Annotated in this window: 38 protein-coding genes; 37 read left to right on the forward strand and 1 reads right to left on the reverse strand. The window is 49.2% G+C overall.

The window, feature by feature from the left end; all coding sequences use genetic code 11:
* Positions 1-2 precede the first annotated feature (2 nt).
* From WC959_07470 to WC959_07550, 17 genes are all read left to right on the forward strand, one after another.
* Entirely contained in the window at positions 3-176 is a 174-nt protein-coding gene (locus tag WC959_07470) for a hypothetical protein (GenBank protein MFA5688971.1), read from the forward strand.
* Positions 166-567: an aspartyl protease family protein gene (locus WC959_07475; protein MFA5688972.1), complete on the forward strand. Its 402-nt coding sequence runs from the start codon at positions 166-168 to the stop codon at positions 565-567. Before WC959_07470 ends, WC959_07475 begins: the two co-directional genes overlap by 11 nt.
* A gap of 206 nt (positions 568-773) precedes the next feature.
* Positions 774-908 carry a hypothetical protein gene (locus WC959_07480; protein ID MFA5688973.1) on the forward strand — a complete coding sequence of 45 codons (135 nt, stop codon included), beginning with the start codon at positions 774-776 and terminating at the stop codon, positions 906-908.
* Positions 908-1,786 (forward strand): hypothetical protein, encoded by an 879-nt coding sequence (locus WC959_07485; GenBank protein ID MFA5688974.1) that lies wholly within the window; start codon positions 908-910, stop codon positions 1,784-1,786. Before WC959_07480 ends, WC959_07485 begins: the two co-directional genes overlap by 1 nt.
* Positions 1,786-2,058, forward strand: coding sequence for a hypothetical protein (locus WC959_07490; protein ID MFA5688975.1), 273 nt, complete (start codon positions 1,786-1,788; stop codon positions 2,056-2,058). Before WC959_07485 ends, WC959_07490 begins: the two co-directional genes overlap by 1 nt.
* A gap of 2 nt (positions 2,059-2,060) precedes the next feature.
* Positions 2,061-2,255 (forward strand): hypothetical protein, encoded by a 195-nt coding sequence (locus WC959_07495; GenBank protein MFA5688976.1) that lies wholly within the window; start codon positions 2,061-2,063, stop codon positions 2,253-2,255.
* Positions 2,256-2,258: 3 nt separating this feature from the next.
* On the forward strand, positions 2,259-2,501 hold the full coding sequence (locus tag WC959_07500) for a hypothetical protein (protein MFA5688977.1): 243 nt from the start codon (positions 2,259-2,261) through the stop codon (positions 2,499-2,501).
* A complete protein-coding gene (locus WC959_07505) occupies positions 2,502-3,002 on the forward strand; it encodes a hypothetical protein (GenBank protein MFA5688978.1) in 501 nt (166 codons plus the stop codon).
* Positions 2,999-3,619: a hypothetical protein gene (locus WC959_07510; protein MFA5688979.1), complete on the forward strand. Its 621-nt coding sequence runs from the start codon at positions 2,999-3,001 to the stop codon at positions 3,617-3,619. Before WC959_07505 ends, WC959_07510 begins: the two co-directional genes overlap by 4 nt.
* Positions 3,619-4,407 (forward strand): hypothetical protein, encoded by a 789-nt coding sequence (locus WC959_07515; protein ID MFA5688980.1) that lies wholly within the window; start codon positions 3,619-3,621, stop codon positions 4,405-4,407. Before WC959_07510 ends, WC959_07515 begins: the two co-directional genes overlap by 1 nt.
* A 17-nt stretch (positions 4,408-4,424) precedes the next feature.
* Positions 4,425-4,922 (forward strand): hypothetical protein, encoded by a 498-nt coding sequence (locus WC959_07520; protein ID MFA5688981.1) that lies wholly within the window; start codon positions 4,425-4,427, stop codon positions 4,920-4,922.
* Positions 4,922-5,320, forward strand: coding sequence for a hypothetical protein (locus tag WC959_07525; GenBank protein ID MFA5688982.1), 399 nt, complete (start codon positions 4,922-4,924; stop codon positions 5,318-5,320). Before WC959_07520 ends, WC959_07525 begins: the two co-directional genes overlap by 1 nt.
* Positions 5,317-5,682, forward strand: coding sequence for a hypothetical protein (locus WC959_07530; protein ID MFA5688983.1), 366 nt, complete (start codon positions 5,317-5,319; stop codon positions 5,680-5,682). The genes WC959_07525 and WC959_07530 overlap by 4 nt, the downstream gene beginning before the upstream one ends.
* A complete protein-coding gene (locus WC959_07535; GenBank protein ID MFA5688984.1) occupies positions 5,682-5,897 on the forward strand; it encodes a hypothetical protein in 216 nt (71 codons plus the stop codon). The genes WC959_07530 and WC959_07535 overlap by 1 nt, the downstream gene beginning before the upstream one ends.
* A complete protein-coding gene (locus WC959_07540) occupies positions 5,894-6,070 on the forward strand; it encodes a hypothetical protein (GenBank protein MFA5688985.1) in 177 nt (58 codons plus the stop codon). Before WC959_07535 ends, WC959_07540 begins: the two co-directional genes overlap by 4 nt.
* Positions 6,071-6,075: 5 nt before the next feature.
* Entirely contained in the window at positions 6,076-6,273 is a 198-nt protein-coding gene (locus WC959_07545; GenBank protein MFA5688986.1) for a hypothetical protein, read from the forward strand.
* A complete protein-coding gene (locus tag WC959_07550) occupies positions 6,274-6,462 on the forward strand; it encodes a hypothetical protein (GenBank protein ID MFA5688987.1) in 189 nt (62 codons plus the stop codon).
* An 899-nt stretch (positions 6,463-7,361) separates the two neighbouring features.
* Here WC959_07550 and WC959_07555 read toward each other — a convergent pair.
* Positions 7,362-7,529, reverse strand: a complete 168-nt coding sequence (locus tag WC959_07555; GenBank protein ID MFA5688988.1) for a Vpu — start codon at positions 7,527-7,529, stop codon at positions 7,362-7,364.
* 99 nt (positions 7,530-7,628) lie between these two features.
* On the opposite strand from WC959_07555, the gene WC959_07560 reads away from it, so the two are divergent.
* The 20 genes from WC959_07560 (at position 7,629) to WC959_07655 (ending at position 17,695) form a co-directional block, all read left to right on the forward strand.
* The gene (locus WC959_07560; GenBank protein MFA5688989.1) at positions 7,629-7,775 is read left to right on the forward strand and encodes a hypothetical protein; all 147 of its coding nucleotides are present in this window, start codon (positions 7,629-7,631) and stop codon (positions 7,773-7,775) included.
* 206 nt (positions 7,776-7,981) lie between these two features.
* On the forward strand, positions 7,982-8,182 hold the full coding sequence (locus tag WC959_07565; protein ID MFA5688990.1) for a hypothetical protein: 201 nt from the start codon (positions 7,982-7,984) through the stop codon (positions 8,180-8,182).
* On the forward strand, positions 8,182-8,436 hold the full coding sequence (locus WC959_07570) for a hypothetical protein (GenBank protein ID MFA5688991.1): 255 nt from the start codon (positions 8,182-8,184) through the stop codon (positions 8,434-8,436). The genes WC959_07565 and WC959_07570 overlap by 1 nt, the downstream gene beginning before the upstream one ends.
* Complete coding sequence (locus WC959_07575) at positions 8,433-8,618, forward strand: hypothetical protein (GenBank protein ID MFA5688992.1); 186 nt, start codon at positions 8,433-8,435, stop codon at positions 8,616-8,618. The genes WC959_07570 and WC959_07575 overlap by 4 nt, the downstream gene beginning before the upstream one ends.
* A 157-nt stretch (positions 8,619-8,775) precedes the next feature.
* Positions 8,776-9,504, forward strand: coding sequence for a hypothetical protein (locus tag WC959_07580; protein ID MFA5688993.1), 729 nt, complete (start codon positions 8,776-8,778; stop codon positions 9,502-9,504).
* Complete coding sequence (locus tag WC959_07585; GenBank protein MFA5688994.1) at positions 9,501-10,793, forward strand: hypothetical protein; 1,293 nt, start codon at positions 9,501-9,503, stop codon at positions 10,791-10,793. Before WC959_07580 ends, WC959_07585 begins: the two co-directional genes overlap by 4 nt.
* The gene (gene ssb, locus WC959_07590; protein ID MFA5688995.1) at positions 10,786-11,175 is read left to right on the forward strand and encodes a single-stranded DNA-binding protein; all 390 of its coding nucleotides are present in this window, start codon (positions 10,786-10,788) and stop codon (positions 11,173-11,175) included. Before WC959_07585 ends, ssb begins: the two co-directional genes overlap by 8 nt.
* A 129-nt stretch (positions 11,176-11,304) precedes the next feature.
* Positions 11,305-12,075, forward strand: a complete 771-nt coding sequence (locus tag WC959_07595; GenBank protein MFA5688996.1) for a hypothetical protein — start codon at positions 11,305-11,307, stop codon at positions 12,073-12,075.
* Positions 12,068-12,640: a type IV secretory system conjugative DNA transfer family protein gene (locus WC959_07600; protein ID MFA5688997.1), complete on the forward strand. Its 573-nt coding sequence runs from the start codon at positions 12,068-12,070 to the stop codon at positions 12,638-12,640. Before WC959_07595 ends, WC959_07600 begins: the two co-directional genes overlap by 8 nt.
* A 1-nt stretch (position 12,641) precedes the next feature.
* On the forward strand, positions 12,642-12,839 hold the full coding sequence (locus tag WC959_07605) for a hypothetical protein (protein ID MFA5688998.1): 198 nt from the start codon (positions 12,642-12,644) through the stop codon (positions 12,837-12,839).
* Positions 12,840-12,841: 2 nt separating this feature from the next.
* Entirely contained in the window at positions 12,842-13,009 is a 168-nt protein-coding gene (locus tag WC959_07610; GenBank protein MFA5688999.1) for a type II toxin-antitoxin system VapB family antitoxin, read from the forward strand.
* Positions 13,006-13,422 (forward strand): PIN domain-containing protein, encoded by a 417-nt coding sequence (locus tag WC959_07615; protein MFA5689000.1) that lies wholly within the window; start codon positions 13,006-13,008, stop codon positions 13,420-13,422. The genes WC959_07610 and WC959_07615 overlap by 4 nt, the downstream gene beginning before the upstream one ends.
* Before the next feature lie 191 nt (positions 13,423-13,613).
* Entirely contained in the window at positions 13,614-13,748 is a 135-nt protein-coding gene (locus WC959_07620; GenBank protein ID MFA5689001.1) for a hypothetical protein, read from the forward strand.
* Positions 13,748-14,626, forward strand: coding sequence for a hypothetical protein (locus WC959_07625; protein ID MFA5689002.1), 879 nt, complete (start codon positions 13,748-13,750; stop codon positions 14,624-14,626). Before WC959_07620 ends, WC959_07625 begins: the two co-directional genes overlap by 1 nt.
* Complete coding sequence (locus WC959_07630) at positions 14,626-14,898, forward strand: hypothetical protein (protein ID MFA5689003.1); 273 nt, start codon at positions 14,626-14,628, stop codon at positions 14,896-14,898. The genes WC959_07625 and WC959_07630 overlap by 1 nt, the downstream gene beginning before the upstream one ends.
* 2 nt (positions 14,899-14,900) lie before the next feature.
* Positions 14,901-15,089: a hypothetical protein gene (locus WC959_07635; GenBank protein MFA5689004.1), complete on the forward strand. Its 189-nt coding sequence runs from the start codon at positions 14,901-14,903 to the stop codon at positions 15,087-15,089.
* Between the two features lie 5 nt (positions 15,090-15,094).
* The gene (locus WC959_07640) at positions 15,095-15,337 is read left to right on the forward strand and encodes a hypothetical protein (GenBank protein MFA5689005.1); all 243 of its coding nucleotides are present in this window, start codon (positions 15,095-15,097) and stop codon (positions 15,335-15,337) included.
* Positions 15,337-15,882 (forward strand): hypothetical protein, encoded by a 546-nt coding sequence (locus tag WC959_07645; protein ID MFA5689006.1) that lies wholly within the window; start codon positions 15,337-15,339, stop codon positions 15,880-15,882. The genes WC959_07640 and WC959_07645 overlap by 1 nt, the downstream gene beginning before the upstream one ends.
* Entirely contained in the window at positions 15,879-16,499 is a 621-nt protein-coding gene (locus tag WC959_07650) for a hypothetical protein (GenBank protein ID MFA5689007.1), read from the forward strand. Before WC959_07645 ends, WC959_07650 begins: the two co-directional genes overlap by 4 nt.
* Entirely contained in the window at positions 16,499-17,695 is a 1,197-nt protein-coding gene (locus WC959_07655) for a hypothetical protein (protein ID MFA5689008.1), read from the forward strand. The genes WC959_07650 and WC959_07655 overlap by 1 nt, the downstream gene beginning before the upstream one ends.
* Positions 17,696-17,710: the final 15 nt, after the last annotated feature.

A 17,710-nucleotide genomic window follows, 5' to 3' on the forward strand; every position in this document is an offset into this window, starting at 1 on the left:
TTATGAAAAGAGTTACGATAACAAAGAAAGCAGAGGGTTTTGCAGTTGTCGAAATTTCAACCGGAAAAGTTGTTTTTCGTGCTAATACGCGCAAAGAATGTTCAACATTTTTAATGAACCAGCGGGAATATGGATATTCGCCAGTGTTCAAGAAAGGACAGCATTATGCTGTTTGATCCATTCTCTGAAATAAAAATCCATGAGGATGCTAAAATTTATGTTCAGATTGATTTGATTTACGGGAAAGAGCGATTTCCCGTAATCGGGTTACTTGATACAGGTGCGACTGGAACAATGCTTCCGCGCTGGGTAGCAGAAGATTTGGGCATTAAATATAACGCTGGGAAAGAGCGTTTTGTGAATGGAATTAGTGGGCGGTTGAAGGGAATGGCGCATAGAATTGAAACTGTGCTTATTAATGATTCTGGGGATGAAGTTGGACGGAATGCTATTGATATTACTTTTGTGGATGGCTCTGATCTTGCACTTGTTGGAATGAATTTGATTACAAAATTCGACTGGGAATTATTGTTCTCAGAAAAAATAATAAAAGTTGGCAGTATATAATTTTTTCCGAATAAAATCCGAAACAAAAACCGATTTTTTTCATTTATAAGCCGCTGGGATTCAGCGGTTTATTTTTTTATCGGCTGGAAAAATCGCGCATAAAATCCGAACCGCGTTTTTTCGTGTCATACTTGTTCTTGAAAATCTTCAAGGCTTCCGGCGCACGGTGCGACCGGTGCCGGAAACAAGGAGAAGGAAGGAACAGGATGAAGAAGATAGTCAGTCAAAAGGCCCTGAAAACGATCGGGCTTGTCATTGTGGGCATTTTTGCCGCGAACGAACTCAGGCCGCTGTATCAGAAAGCGCGCAATGTGGTCATTAAGCCGAAAGGAAATGCGTAATGATCCGTAAACCAGTAAAAATCGGCAGCATTCACGCCGACGACGGCGCGGTGAAGGATTTATCGATTCCAACCGGTCACCGTGGAACTTATTGCAGTTTCTATTTTTTGCCGTATGACTCTGATACACCGGTATCGGATACAGCCGTTGTGCTGGATGCGGTGGAAAAGCTGACGCTTGAAGCGACCAGCCACACTGAAGGCGGTTTTCAGATTTTAAACGACGTGACGCCGGAGTTTTTGTATTTCCGCGAGCAGTACTATGCACAGCAGCGCGGTATAACGAATACCGGTTCAATCATCACGTATGACCCGTCGGCGGCACAGCGCGGCGGTGAAGCGGCGGCGAATATCCGCAACATCGGCACAGCCGATTTATCGGACATGAATCTGCGCGTCAACTTTAAGGGAGCCGTCGCCGGACTGACCCGTATTGATGTCTATGCGGACATTGATTACAACCTGAAAGCCAATATCGGCGTTCACAACCGCATTGCGCATGTGACCGCACCGGTACCGGCCGCTGGCGGCGTGGTGGAAATCACGAATCTGCCGTGTGTCGACGGGCGTTATGCTTACGAGACAATGATCATTCAGGAACCGACGAAACTGACAGCTGACTGGACATCACTGGTAGTGAACGGCTCGGACTGGCAGTTCCGCGACATACCGCGCAAACTTTTTGAGCGGATGCAGATTGAAGCGTTCCGCACTCCGCAGTCTGGTTTTGCCGTCTATGACTTTGCGAAAGAAGACAGTCCGCTGTACTTCCTGCCGGGCGGAATGGCTGAGTTGAAACTCATTCCGAATTTTACCGCCGCGGCCGGCGCGACCGCCGGCAGTGCCAAAATCTGGTTTGAACTGCTGCGGGTGGCGTAATGAGCTGGCTGTCTGACTTTTGGAGCGGAGCGAGCGGATTTGTAGGCGGCCTGCTGGACAGTGATGCCGGCAAGTCCGCGCTTCATATTGCCGAACAGGCCGCCCTGAATGATCTCAATAAGCAGTCGAAAGCCGACACGAAAGAGACACCGGCGCCGGTGGTGAATATTACAACGACCGGCGGCGGGTTTCCTAAGTGGGTGATTCCGGCGGCCATTGGCGGCGTTGGATTATTAGCGCTGATTTTATTTATCCCTAAAAAAAGGAGATAGGTATGGCAATTCCAGCCGCTGCTGTCTCTGCCTTTATGGGTGGAATGTCGGGTTCAGCTCCCGCGACGTCTTCGTCCAGTGCGATTGCCGGTCACGGTGAAATGAATCTCAACCAGAAGCAAGACAGCAATAATAATGTTTTGATTATTTCCATCGCAGTTGCGGCGATTTTTATCACGGCGATTTTTAAAAGGTAACGTATGGCATTCGGTTCAAAAAGCAGCTCGAAATCTTATGCCTGGGACAACCGTTCCCTGGCGTCTGATACGGCGATTGCAGCGGGTGGAAACAGCGGGATTGTGACGCGCTATGAGTCCGGCGGACTTACATTTCATGCGGCCAAAAAAATCAACTGGCTTTCAATTGGAATTGCGGCGGCGATAGGGCTGGGGATTTGGAAATTCCCGCCGGCGCGCAAACTGTTAAAACGGATTTTTAAATAAATGTATAAATCATCTGCCAGCGCCAGTATTGACGCGCCGACTGCCGGCGAGATTCTTTCTATTGTCGGTTCTAATAATCAGATTATCAAAGAAGATAATATGATGATGACCGACAACGCGAAAGTGGTTGGCGGTGATAATCTTGAGCTTGCGATGGGGGCGACACTCTATCAGCTGGCGGAAAATTCGCAGGTCGGCGGAATGCGGATAGGTGATGGCTCCAGTTATTACGTCACCGATATGAGTGATAACACGCAGGGCCTGTTAAGTCAGGCCATGAACATGGTTTCGCTCAACGCTAATAATTATATGGCGTTTGCTGCCGGGCGCGATCCCAACGCCGCGCTGGCCGATCAATCCAATGAGATTTACGCCCGGACGGCCGGAGTATCGGCGGCATGGAGCGGCGCAAGTAAAGTATTTACCCCGGCCCGGATTGCAGCAGCTGCTGCAGCTGTTTTCGGGATTTGGTGGCTTTTGAAAGGGCAGGGGAAGAAATGATCAACATTAATCAGAAAAGCGGCAGGCTCACGCTAAAACCCTTGCAGACGATTGATGTGCCGTTTACCGGTTCATATATTGCCATTTTATCGAACACTTCACCGACAACGGACGTTGCGGTGCGTGCCGACACCGGCGCGACCGCGCAATGCAAAGCCGGTATCGGTTTTCCGACGGTACAGCTTTCACCGGATAGAACGACGCATATTCCGGCAGTGTTTAAAAACATTTCGTTTACCAATCCCTCAAGTGCGGAAACGATTACGATTGAGTATTTACTTTCGCTCGGCTCGGTAGACGATACCCGCACCGTTGTACAGGGCTGGATGCAGGTTGACCTTTCCGCGCCGAAACTTGTCACACCGGTGCCGCGCACCGTGCCGCAAAACAACCTGCTGATTTTAGAGGCCAACCAGTTTATCAAAGAGCGCATTATCACCAATATCGGCGATTATGATGTGTGGTACGGCGATGAAAACGTCAATGCCGCACAGATGCGCGGCTCACCGCTGCCGGTGGGTTCTTCCTGTGTCATTAACTGCTGGGGCGCAATCTGTTTTCAGGCTGCCGCCGGCGACGGCTTAATTTCCATGAACAATGTTTTAAAATTCACCTGATGAAATTCCGGTATGTCATTTTAATTTTTTCAGCACTGGCCGCCGGTGCGTTTGCGCAGTCCAGTGCGCCGGCGTCATTAGGCGCAAGACAGCCGCGCATTGTCATTCCGTACATAGAGCCGCCGGCCTATATCGGGCAGACGAATGTCATTACCACCAATACATCGATTTACACAGTCACCAATACGACCTACACGGAGACAGTGATTCAAATCCCGGTAGAGAGCGGCGGCGTTACCAATGAGTACAGCGTCATTGGCGGGATCACGCCGGTGAGTGAGATTGTCACACACACCAATACGGTGATTGTGACCAATTCCGTACCGCTGGAAAATCCCTATAAAAATCTGAAATACTGTGATTTTGTTTTAAAGGCGGTTGGACAGCGCTTGCAGGACGGTGAATATAATGCGAACGGGAATTTTACCCCGTTTCTTTACGTCTACGCATCGGCCTATCAAATTCATCAGCCGATGGAAGATACTGATGCAAAAGTTTTTTATTTAAACTCTTCACGCCAGGGTGTGGATCGTTTTCAGCGCGTGGAATATGTCCACAGTAACGGCCTTCAATCCGCATCCGGGAACTGCGCCGGCGCCATTGAAATTTATCCATCGATTAAAGGCAAGGGCGGGTGGATGAAGCAGGGCAATCCCAACATCAAATGGATCTGTTTTTTATCGAACGGAATTGATTTTTACCGCGACCCTGACAGCGGAAATCCAATGCCGTTTGACGTGGCGGTTGAGTGGGTAGACAAAATCCCCAAAGCAGGGGAATGGAATTAGCAGTGAAAGGAACAGGAATGAAGAAAAGGATTATTGGAATGCTGGTTGTGTTGAGCGGGTTTATCAGTTTTTCGCAGGACGCGCTGAACAGAGAAGAGTGGCAGGTGCGGGTTGCGTCGGCGGCGGAGTCCGGCGGTGCGGATGCTGTACTTTTGCTTTTAAATGAACCCAACGCACCGAAGTTTATGATTTATAGAAATGCGCTTAGAACTCTGCCGGAAAATCAGCGCGTCGCATCCGCGACAGAATGGATCCATGAGGACACAGACCGGTATTATTGTCTGATCGATCTTCTTAGTCCGGGTAAAGTCCGCAATGATATTTTACTGAAATATTATCAATCAAAAATCAATCTGCCGTTAAAATATATTTCACGTTTCAACGTCAATATTGCGACAGCGGATGAGTGTATCGCGTTTTATGATGCAGTTTTAAAAAACACGGCGTTGACGGATGAGACAAGAGAAGAGTTAGGAAAAATCAAAGGCGAACTGCTCAAACTGAAAGCGCAATAATGAAACGTCTTGCCGCTATATGTGCATTGATTGCGGCGGTTGCCGGCGGGCAGGGGGATACTGAAATCCTGCCCGGCATTGAACTTTCTGTGATGGAGTTAACCGTCCAGCGGCTGGAGTTCATGCGTGTGCTCTATCAGCAGATAGATGCGGTTGAAGTGGCTTTAAAAAAACTGACACCCGCGCAACTCCGGCACCTGGCAACGGCGTTAAACCGGACAGCCCTGTTTGAAGCGCATACGCTTTCGCGTCTGACGCGGCACCGTACATCACGGGAAAATTATCTCTATTACCGTATCGCTGAAATCCGCAACGTCGCTAAAACCGACCCGGACAAAGCCGAACAGATGATCAATGCCGTCGTGGAATATTTCCGGCAGTTTGGAGTTGAGCTTTGAAATCCATTGAAGAGATTGCACTGGAGAAATACGGCACGAAAGTGCTCGGCAATTTAACCGAAGCGCAGGTCATTACCGTACGCGACGCATACGCCGGTCAATTCGGCCTTTCATGGGACGAATACACAAAACTGACGCCCGAAGCGCGTAAACAGCTTGGACTGGTTGCGTCCGGGTACGACTTTAATGCCGGTGTAGATACTATGGCGCGTGTTCTGCGCTTAGAAAAACTGAAAAGCTATTTTAACGGCATGAACGGAGCAGGGCGCATCGTTCTGATTGCCGCTGCCGCCGGCGCCGTCTGGCTATTTTTGCCGCAACTCAAAGCCCTGCCGAAGCAGGTACGAAAGGCCGTCAGTTAATGAGTGACGAATCAAAAATTATTGATATTGGAGTACCGCAGTCCCTTCACTTATCAGGAGAAGAGTTAAGGGATGCAATTCTCAACGGCACAATTATATCACAAGCGCCGATATATTTTGATAATCCGGCGGAAAGTGGAACGAAGCCTTTTAAAAAATGGGCAATCATTGCGGCGGCAATTATCGGCGGATATTTAATTTTTAGGAAAAAATGAGCGTAGAAGCGATTTTATCACTGCTCGGCCTTCTTTTTACCGGTTTCGGCACTGTCGGCGTTTATCTGCTTTCCGGCATTCGCTCGGATATGCGCGACTTCTGGGCCGAGCACCGCCGGCTTGAGGAACGGGTCAACGAACACATCACCAACACCAAAATTCACAAGGAGTAAACCGTATGAAAAAAATACTATTGGCTGTCATTGATTCACTCTTTGCACGGCTCAAACCGGCGCACGTACGCGCAGCATTTTATTTCGCGATTGCCGCCGTGGAAAAACACGTCCGCAAAACAAAAAACGAAATCGACGACCAGCTGCTGCTGCCGCTCATGGCAAAAATGCGCGAAGCATTGGATGAATCCAAGGCGGAATAAATGCGTGAAACGCTGGTCACCATCATCGTGGCCGTCATTATCGGCATTGTCAGCCTGTTACTTGACCGGCGCGATAAACGGAAAAAAGAGCGTGAAACTTCCAAGGACCATACTGCCAGTCCTGACCGTGTTGCTGCTGCTCGGCAGCGGGTGCGGGATATTAAAAATCAAACCGACCGCGGTTTATAACCCGGCCGCCATCTATAGAAGTCCGCCCGAAGGCTTTTTCGCGGACGATTTGCAAGTGTACACCGGTGGCGGTCAATGGGAGCGCGTGGGTAAAATGTGGATTCCACCAAGCGTTGAACTGGTACGACCTGAATAAAAATTTACCGGTTTCCGGCGGCGCGGCAATGAAGTAAAAAAAGTCATAAAATCATGCGCGACCTCACCGGAAACCGGAATTTCCTGTTTAGATTCTGTATAAATTGAGGTGCTGTGGATAACTCTATACAAGCGGTCACTTATCCACAGGAAACCCACAAAACACTGTATATTGTGGCGGTTTCTAACTATAATTAGACATAAGATATAAACTGTACGTACAGAATACGTACTTGACACGTTTATCAGTTTTTGGATTACTCGCAGCCAAGATAAAAAGACGTAACAGATACGTAGAAAGTAGGTAGTTGAATATGGTAATAAAAGATAATACTGTTCTCCGTATGGGTAGAACTACCGATAAGACGACATACGGACAGGTTCAAATCCCGAAAACAGACTACGCTAAAATGCTCATGCACGCAAAACACACTGGACTAGGGAGTTTTTCGAAATGGGCGTACGCAGTTTTGATTCGTGAGATGAAAAAACCTGTTCATATCCCTTTGCCGTAATGGAAACTCTTACGTTTTCTTGTCGCGTGTTTTTTTTATCAACCCGTACGTACAATGTACCGATACAAACCTCTCACTTTAAGCCGCCTTATGACTGAAAAACATGAACTCAGAAACACGGGCAACCGTGCTGACCCTCAAAATCGGCCACAGCATAAGGCGGCTTCTTTTTTAACCAACCCGGAAAGGAGCAGGGCATGAATATACTTGTAGGATTGATTATTTTTTTCGCAAGCGTTGTTCCGCTTGTCAGTCTGATTCTGCTCCGTTGCGCTCTGCATGACGTTCTATCCGTTCTAGAAGTTCTTTATTCGCGCGCTTCAACTTTTTCCAGTCACGCAGAGCCAGGCTGCCAAGAACAAGCCCTGTAATCAATATAACGCAATTAACTATGATTAAAATTTTTAAAATGCCCATCGCCTTGCTCCCTTGTTTGTTTGTTTTGCATCCCTTCGAACATACAGGGGCGGGGCGGTGGGCATCAATCTCTAAACCCAACCCGGAAAGGAGCCTGGCATGATCACGCTCCTGCTCATTTTAAACACGCTGATGCTTGTGTTTTTAATTTCGCCGGTTCTGTTTTTTGTATTAACCGGCGTTACGGTTTTCCTGTTTTTGATTTTGCTGCTTCTGGCTCTTTACGAAATCGGATGTTCTGAATGAAAAATCTAAGAGATATAATTATCGCCGTTTTACTATTCGACTATTTCGGACGTGAAGTTTTGATGTTGGTCAAAAAACCTCAAATACTTAAATGCCTTCCGGCCGCCGTCATATCCATTTCCGCTATTGTGGGCGCATTGGTCTTATTCGTGCTTTTTCTCGTTAAATTATTGTTTTTCTAATCCAAAAACCGAAAGGAGCAGGGCATGAACATCCCTCTTACGTTAACACAGCAAGAATACGATTACCTCAGAGTGCTCTTGATTGAAGAAGAAGACAGGCTGGGGAAAATTGAGCCGATTAAAAATATTTGCGGTATTCACGGGCAGCTGGAAAAGCTTGCATTCAATTTAGATTTACAGAGCAAACTGAACGATCAGTGGTGTGAAAGCAGGATGAGGGCGTAATGTATTCGGCCCGGGTACTTCAAAACTGCGAGCGCTGGCTGCTTGAGCCGCGTGTGGTCATGAAGTGGCGCTGCCGCGGCGATCAGAAAGCGGACGGCACGGTTTACAGGGAATACACCGAATTTCACTGTGTTTTTTTGAACGGCATTAAGCTGTTCGAGCACACCGACCGGGCTGCGTGCGATCAGTTTGTCGCCGATTTTAAAGCCGGCCGGTCTTACTCCGAACCATTAACCCACGGGGCGGGAATATGAGCAGACGACGTTTCAGACGCGACGACCGGATTGAAGCTGTCGGCTATTCCGGCAGCTGGGAAACTGCCCGGTTTGGAAACTACGGCGGGCGCGGTGACGTGTGGATTGTTTTTGAAAATGCACACCGTCCGGCGCGCGTTCCGTTATCAAAAATCAGAAAGGCGGAAACATGCACGGCGTAAAACAAGACCGTTTAATCTGCGGCGAGCGGTGTCGCGTGTGGTCGGACAGAGGCGGAGTAATCAACACGGGCATATTTGTTAAATACCGGAACAGTTGCGCCGTTATCTCGGTTGACGGCGGCGGACTTATCAGTGTCGAAGGGCGGTTAGTCACAAGATGAATTTACGGGGACGGCGGCGGCAAACAACAGGTGAACAGGATAGGGCAATGCTGGAGAGCAACCTGAGCGGTTCACCGGCGAAAAGGCAAGCTGCCGCCGTCCCTTTTTCCTGCGCCGCGCTTTTTGTGCGCCGTGACAGCATTTATAAAACAATGCCGGGCATAGATTGCTACGATATTGAACGAGACGCCCGGCACTATGCCGGCCGGTTGCCGGTTATCGCTCATCCGCCCTGCCGGGCATGGGGAAGTCTGCGTCACGTTGCAAAGCCGCGTCCGGATGAAAAGGAGCTGGCAGTTTTTGCCGTTAAATCCGTCCGGCGGTGCGGCGGCGTTCTGGAACATCCGGCGCGGTCAACCCTTTGGATTCATTGCGGTTTGCCGCGTCCGGGCGATTGTCCTGACAGATTCGGCGGCTTCACCGTTGCGCTTGAACAATTCTGGTTTGGACACCGGGCGCAAAAACAAACGTGGATTTATATTTGCGGAATTTCGCCGGCGGATGTGCCGCCGATTCCGTTTAAGCCGGGCAAGGCGGAATATGTCATTTCCGTAGACGGCGCAAAGCGGCGGGCAGAACGCGGAATTGGGCATTTACCGCCGCGCAAACAGGTTTCGAAGGCAGAGCGCGAGCAGACACCGCTCGCTTTCGCGGTTTTTCTGGTCTCCATTGCTTGCCTTTCGCGCAAAGCGGGAAACTCCCGCCCGGAGGGCGGAACCGCATGATTGGCCGTTTGTCCAGCGGCGGCGCGTCCGCGCCGCGAAACGGGGGCATTCTGAATAACATGCCCCCTCCAAACCCCCAAAGCACTTATTGGGCGGGAATTGATCAATTAACGGTTATGTATCAGATTCATTGGGGGGAAGCGTGGGGAAGTCTCCGTAATTTGCTGGAAAAATATCAGACAGCGGCGATGGACCGGCAGGAGGGAATCGAGGCGCCGGAGTTTGGCGGGCGCGTTCGCTGCTGGGGCGGTTCGATTGCCAAGAAGAAATGCCGATTCGGTATCGAACGCGATGATTCAATTATTCTGATCTCTGATAATCATACCTACGCCGGCACATGGCCGAATGTAAAAGTCGAAATTTCCGGCGAGCGGTGTCTTGTGTATGAGGGCGGGGCAGATGCGGCGATGAAGTCCGCCGGGCATTTTCTGGAAACGCTCGGCGCACGGATTGATAAGGAGTCAGTCAGCCGTGTGGACTATTGCGCCGATTTTACAGATGTGAATATTAAGCGTTACGTCGTGGATTATATGAAACGCCGCTGGACGTGCCGGTCGAGGATTCATAAACCGATTTTAAACCCGGACGGCATATCGCTCTATTTCGGCACCGACCCGCTGATTTTGCGCATTTATGACAAGCTCGGCGAAATGAAAAGTTCTGCACTGCGCGGTGCGCCGGCGAAATATGAGCACATGATTCTAAAACGCTGGGGCGGGACAGAGCCGGAAAGTGCTATGCGCGTAGAATTTCAGTGTCGCCGCGGCTGGCTTGGGAAAAACGGCGTAAAAGATTATTGTTCGCTCGTTCAGCTCTCACCGGCAATTCTGGCGTATTTAACCGGCGTGTCCGATGAACGCTGGTTTCGCTTTCTGACTGAAAAACCTGATCATAAGCACCCGGAACGCAACGAAACGTCACCGCGCTGGCGAATGGTTCAGGACGCATTTTTAAATCAGTTTAACTGGACTGAAAACCTTGTTCAGATCGACCCGAACCGTGCGGACATTGAGGCTCTTTTGAAACAGGCTTTAGGAGTGTTGGAATGTGCGGCGAGCAACCGCGGTTACTTCATTCCTGAAAAATCATCTACGGCACCGGAAAAATACCGCTTCAAGGATTATAACCATTTTGAAAAATGGTTTTGCGTGATGCTGCGCAACGTGGCGGCGGATTCCGGGCGGTGGAACGTACCGAAACTCGGATATCAAGAAGGGGATGATCCCATTCTTGATGAACTGGAGTTCATTGAACAACGCATAAACCAAAGGAGCATAGAGTATGAATAGAGTTATATTGAAAGGCAATCTGACCCGCGACCCTGAAATCCGCCGCACACAGGACGGCACGGCCGTTTGTGAAATCGGCTTGGCAGTGAATGAGAAGTTTAAAAATAAAGCCGGCGAGGTGAAAGACAGGGTTTTATTTATCGACGTCAACTTTTGGGGCAAGCGTGCGGAGTGCATTGAACAGTATTTTGAAAAAGGTTCTCCGGTTATTGTTGAGGGAAAACTTCAACTCGACCAATGGGAAAATGACAAAGGAGAGAAGCGTTCAAAAATCACTGTACGCGGTGAAAACTTTGATTTTTGCGAACGGTCAAAGAATAAGCCGGCCCCGGATGATGGTGATATCCCGGCGCCGGTATCGGACGACGATATTCCATTTTAAACCGGAAATTTCCTCCCGGGATTAACCGGCAAGGGGGGTGGGGTAAAATAGACAGTCTAAATTACCCCGTAGGCAAAAAGGAAAAATTGTGCGGCGCGGTTCGATTCCCGCCGCCGGAAAGGATAAAGAATGAGTGATAAAATACTTGATTTAAACCAGTCACCGGAAACGGGGATGAAAGTGACGGCGGATTTTTTAAAAGAGTCTGCGCCGGAAATTCCGGCGGTACTGGAAAAACCTGATATTTCGGAAATTCCGCCGGTGGATTCCAAAGGAACCGTTTTTGATTCTGCTATTCACAAACTGGATCATAGCGGCGAACCTGTGACCGGCAGCAAAGGGCAGTTTCTTTTGAAGCCGGAAGCGAAGAAAAGCGTGTTTAAAAAAATAAGGGAACGTGCAACTGACTTCTGGAACGGAAAAGAGCGGGAAATACCGGCGGCGGAAAAATCTGATGTTCCGCTTTCCGACCATGAACTGCCGCCGGAATCAGCGGAATTTCAGCCGGAAAAACCGGAAATTTCCGGAAAAATCGGAAAAACCGGAATTTCCGCCAGTGCCGAAAATTCCGCCGAACTCTTTTTTCTGGGCGGCTCGGTAATTCTCGGCGTGGAATTTCTGAATCAGCGCCGGAATTTTCATCCGCAAGTGGCAGAACTCATTACCGACTACGAACGCCGTACCGGTAAAGAGATTGATCTTCCGCCGGGCGTTGCTTTATCGCTGGGGCTCGGACGGATTGCCTATGAAATCGCCCAGCGTGAACCGGCGTGCAAAGCGCGTTTTGACGCCGGCGCGAAAGTGATTCGTAATAATGCCATGAAGTATGTGGGCAGAAAACTGCCGTTTTTTAAAAACCGTGAACATTCCAGTGAAGAGAGCGGGGGCGGCAATGATTAAGTTTCGCGGTCATACGCTGGTCATTGGCGCGACCGGCACCGGCAAGGGCGTTTTAACCGCTTCACAGGCGCGTCAATGGATGGCGGCGGGAATGAAAGTTTATCTGCTGTGTAATAAACAATCAGAGTATGATGATTTTCCGGCCGATTTTAAAACGATGTATCAGGAACGGTTTATTGAAAAAGTGAAAGAACTGAAAGCGCCGGAAAAAGGTTTCGTCAATACGATGTGCGTCATTGATGAAGCGTGGGACTGGGGTTGGAAAGGCAGGGGCGGGCTGCAATTCATTCCGAACGCTTCACGGGCGCACGGCGTGGAAATGTGGGTGCAAAGTCAATTCCCGACTCAAATGGCGCCGACGGTGCGCGCGAACTGCCAGAATGTTTTTTGCTTTTTGCTGCAGGAACCGTCGGCGGTGGAGTGGGCCGGCCGAAGCTACGGCCCTGAATTTAAATATGTCGCCGATTTGAAGCCCGGACAGTATATCGGCAAGCGCGGTTTAAATCCGCCGTTCACCGGCTGGGCGTGGCATACCGATGCAAACGGAAATTTTAAAAGCGTTTAAAATGGCGAAACGTGAACATTGCGGAATATATCAAATGCGGTTTGAGCGGCTGTGGGCGGCGTTGGCAATGTGTGACGCAAAAAAGGCCGGTGAAATGTCGCCGACGCTGGTTGCCGGAATTATCGGGTGTTCAGTTCGCCATGCTCAAAGATTGATTCGACGGAAAATCCGTTATATTGTATCAAAAAAATGGAGGTGATTATGACAACCACAGTACAGATTAGTGAAAACTTAATAAAACAAGCCAAAAAACAAACCGGCAATAAAACAGAAAAAGGTGCAGTTGAAAAGGCGATTACTCAGTATCTGAAATATGAAAAAATCCGGCAGGAATTTACATCATTAAAACATTCGGTGGATATGAAATGAGTAAAGCACTGGTTGACACGGATTTTTTGTCTGAATATTTTGGACGAAGCCATAACCTTTATTCAAAAAAGGCACTTGAGTATTTGGATTTTTTATTTGGAACAGAATCTGTTGCGGTGTGTGGACATGTATATCAGGAAATTTTATATGGTATACGAGCCGGACATGTTGGAAGATTTTTGAAAATTAGAAACAAACTTTCACCGTACGTCATTATTCCAACTCGTAAAGAGTATGATCTGGCGATAGAAATATCTAGAAAACTCACAACAAGCGGTATCCAGATGTCAATCGCTGATATTATGAACTGTTCAATATCTATATCAAAAGGCTGGACAATTTTGGCCGTAGACAAAGATTATGAAAATGCAGAAAAAGTTGAAAAACGAATCATTTTAAATCTTTTTAAATAAATGTCGTAGAGAAATTCAAGAAAATTAGTTCTCAACCCACTGTAAACAGTGGGTTTTTTTGTTTTTCGGTATAGAAAATTCACCATAAATGACGAACCGCATTTTTCCGTGTCATACTTGTTCTAGAAATCTTCAAGGCTTCCGGCGCACGGTGCGACCGGTGCCGGAAACAAGGAGAAGGAAGGAACAGGATGAAGAAGATAGTCAGTCAGAAAGCCCTGAAAACGATCGGGCTTGTCATTGTGGGCATTTTTGCCGCGAACGAACTCAGGCCGCTGTATCAGAAAGCGCGCAATGTGGTCATTAAGCCGAAAGGGGATGCATAATGATCCGTAAACCTGTAAAAATCGGCAGTATTCACGCCGACGACGGCGCGGTGAAGGATTTAGCGATTCCCACCGGTCACCGTGGAACCTATTGCAGTTTCTATTTTATGCCGTATGACGCCGATACACCGGTATCGGATACAGCCGTTGTGCTGGATGCGGTGGAAAAGCTGACGCTGGAAGCGACCAGTCATACCGAAGGCGGTTTTCAGATTTTAAACGACGTGACGCCGGAGTTTTTGTATTTCCGCGAGCAGTACTATGCACAGCAGCGCGGCATAACGAATACCGGTTCAATCATCACGTATGACCCGTCTGCCGCACAGCGCGGCGGTGAAGCGGCGGCGAATATCCGCAATATCGGCACCGCCGATTTATCGGACATGAATCTGCGCATGACGTTTAAGAGCACGGTGGCTGATCTGACCCGTATTGATGTCTATGCGGACATTGATTACAACCTGAAAGCCAAAATCGGCGTTCACAACCGCATTGCGCATGTGACCGCGCCGGTACCGGCCGCCGGCGGCGTGGTGGAAATCACCAACCTGCCGTGTGTCGACGGGCGTTATGCCTATGAAACAATGATCATTCAGGAACCGTCCAAACTGACCGCTGATAGGACATCACTGGTCGTGAACGGCTCTGACTGGCAGTTCCGCGACATTCCGCGCAAACTCTTTGAGCGCATGCAGGTTGAAGCCTGCCGCAAACCGCAGTCCGGTTTTGCAGTCTATGACTTTGCGAAAGAAGACAGTCCGCTGTACTTCCTGCCGGGCGGGATGGCTGAACTCAAACTGATTCCGGAATTTACCGCCGCAGGCGGCGCGACCGCCGGCAGTGCCAAAATCTGGTTTGAACTGCTGCGGGTGGCGTAATGAGCTTGTTGTCCGACTTTTGGAGCGGAGCGAGCGGATTTGTAGGCGGCTTGCTGGACAGTGACGCCGGCAAGTCCGCGCTTCAAATCGCCGAACAGGCCGCCCTGAACGAGATCAATAAGCAGTCGAAAACCGACACGAAAGAGACACCGGCGCCGGTGGTGAATATTACAACGACCGGCGGTGAGTTTCCTAAGTGGGTGATTCCGGCGGCGATTGGCGGCGTTGGATTATTAGCGCTGATTTTATTTATCCCTAAAAAAAGGAGATAGGTATGGCCATTCCAGCCGCTGCTGTCTCTGCCTTTATGGGTGGAATGTCGGGTTCAGCTCCCGCGACGTCTTCGTCCAGTGCGATTGCCGGTCACGGTGAAATGAATTTCAACCGGAAACAGAACAATACGGTTTTAATTATTTCGATTGCCGTAGCCGCCGTTTTTATTGTGGCGATTTTTAAAAGGTAACGTATATGGCCTTCGGTTCAAAAAGCAGCTCGAAATCTTATGCCTGGGACAACCGTTCCATGGCGTCTGATACGGCGATTGCAGCGGGCGGGAACAGCGGGATTGTGACGCGCTATGAGTCCGGCGGACTTACATTTAATGCGGCCAAAAAAACCAACTGGCTTTCGGTTGGAATAGCGGCGGCGATCGGGCTGGGGATTTGGAAATTTCCGCCGACGCGCAAACTGTTAAAACGGATTTTAAAATAATGGCATCCATTGGTCAGAAATCGACGACGACATCGAGTATAAACGCTCCATCCGCCAGCGAAATTATTTCAATCGCCGGTGCCGGAAATCAGATTATCAAAGAAGATAATATGATGATGACCGACAACGCGAAAGTTGTCACCGGCAACAATTATGAACTGGGTTTAGGTTCGACCCTCACCGATTACGGCGGAATTGGCGGCGATCTGGTGAGCGGCACGAAAGCGGGCGGTGATATTATTGACGGGATCAAACTTGAGTCCGGTTCAAGTTTTTACGTCACGGATATGAGCGACAATACACAAGGCCTGTTAAGTCAGGCCATGAACATGGTTTCGCTCAACGCTAATAATTATATGGCGTTTGCCGCCGGGCGCGATCCCAACGCCGCGCTGGCCGATCAATCTAATGAGATTTACGCCCGGACGGCCGGAGTATCGGCGGCATGGAGCGGCGTGAGCAAAGTATTTACACCGGCCCGGATTGCAGCAGCTGCTGCTGCTGTTTTCGGGATTTGGTGGCTTTTGAAAGGGCGTGGCAAATGATCAGCATTAATCAGAAAAGCGGCAGGCTCACGCTCAAACCTTTGCAGACAGTCGACATACCGTTTACCGGTTCATACATTGCCATTTTATCGAACACCTCACCGTCAACCGACGTTGCGGTGCGTGCCGACACCGGCGCGACCGCGCAATGCAAAGCCGGTATCGGTTTTCCGACGGTTCAACTTTCACCGGATAGAACGACGCATATCCCGGCGGTGTTTAAAGTCATTTCGTTTACGAATCCATCGAGTACGGAAACGATTACGATCGAATATCTTTTATCGCTCGGCTCAGTAGACGATACCCGCACCGTTGTACAGGGCTGGATGCAGGTTGACCTTTCCGCGCCGAAAATTATGACGCCGCCGACGCGCACCGTGCCGCAAAACAACCTGCTGATCCTTGAAGCGAATCAATTTATTAAAGAGCGCATTATCACCAATATCGGCGATTACGACGTGTGGTACGGAGATGAAAACGTCAATGCCGCACAGATGCGCGGCTCACCGCTGCCGGTCGGTTCTTCCTGTGTCATTAACTGCTGGGGCGCTATCTGTTTTCAGGCGGCCGACGGCGACGGCTTAATTTCAATGAACAATGTTTTAAAATTCACCTGATGAAATTCCGGTATGTCATTTTAATTTTTTCAGCACTGGCCGCCGGGGCAGGGGCGCAGTCCAGTGCGCCGGCCTCATTAGGCGCAAGACAGCCGCGCATTGTCATTCCGTACATAGAGCCGCCGGCCTGTATCGGGCAGACGAATGTCATTACCACCAATACATCGATTTACACAGTCACCAATACGACTTACACGGAAACAGTAATTCAAATCCCGGTAGAGAGCGGCGGCGTTACCAATGAGTACAGCGTCATCGGCGCGATCACGCCGGTGAGTGAGATTGTCACACATACCAATACGGTGTTTGTGACCAATTCCGTGCCGCTGGAAAATCCCTATAAAAATCTGAAATACTGTGATTTTGTGTTAAAGGCGGTCAGTCAGAGTTCCGGCCTGTATAACGTTAACGGGCACGCTGTTCTTTATGTTTATGTATCCGCCGGCACGATTTCCTCACCTGTGGAAGATTTAGACGCTGCCGTGTTTTATCAGGACAGTTCGAAGCCCTGGCCGGGCAATACGCAGCGCAATTTATTATACCGTGAAGCCGTTACAAATATCACCACGAATGCAAGCTGGCTTGTGCATACGGATTGGAACGGTATTATTTCAACTTCACGTTGTCCCGACACAGTTGTTTTTACGAATTACACGGATATTCTTTCCGGCGGGGACTTGCCGGATGCCGGACATTTTTACGCCGGGAATGCGTCATTGATTGAATTTCATTCGATAGTTCACCCCTCGTATGTATCGAACGGAATTCCGCTTTATAAATCATGGACATATTTCGGGAAATATTATTATTACGAAAATCTGACAGGGCAGGCATGGGAGCTTGGTATTTCAATCGACAATATCAGGTATCCGCTTCAATCATTCGCGAATTTTAAAAATGAATATCTATTGCCGATTCCGGCAATGGAAACCGTGACGAATACGGTTACTGTCACAAATATAATTCTTGGCGGCTCTATCCAGGAGGCGTCAAACAATTCCGCCGGCGCCATTGAAGTTTATCCTTCGATTAAAGGCAAGGGCGGGTGGATGAAGCAGGGCAATCCAAATATCAAATGGATGTGTCTGCTTTCCAACGGCATCGACTTTTACCGGGATCCCGTCAGCGGTGAACCGGTATTTTTTGATGTCCGGGTTGAATGGGTAGATAAAATCCCTAAAGCAGGGGAATGGTAACAACAGGAGAAAAAA

The sequence above is a fragment of the Kiritimatiellales bacterium genome (assembly GCA_041656295.1).
Classification (GTDB): Bacteria; Verrucomicrobiota; Kiritimatiellia; order Kiritimatiellales; family Tichowtungiaceae; genus Tichowtungia.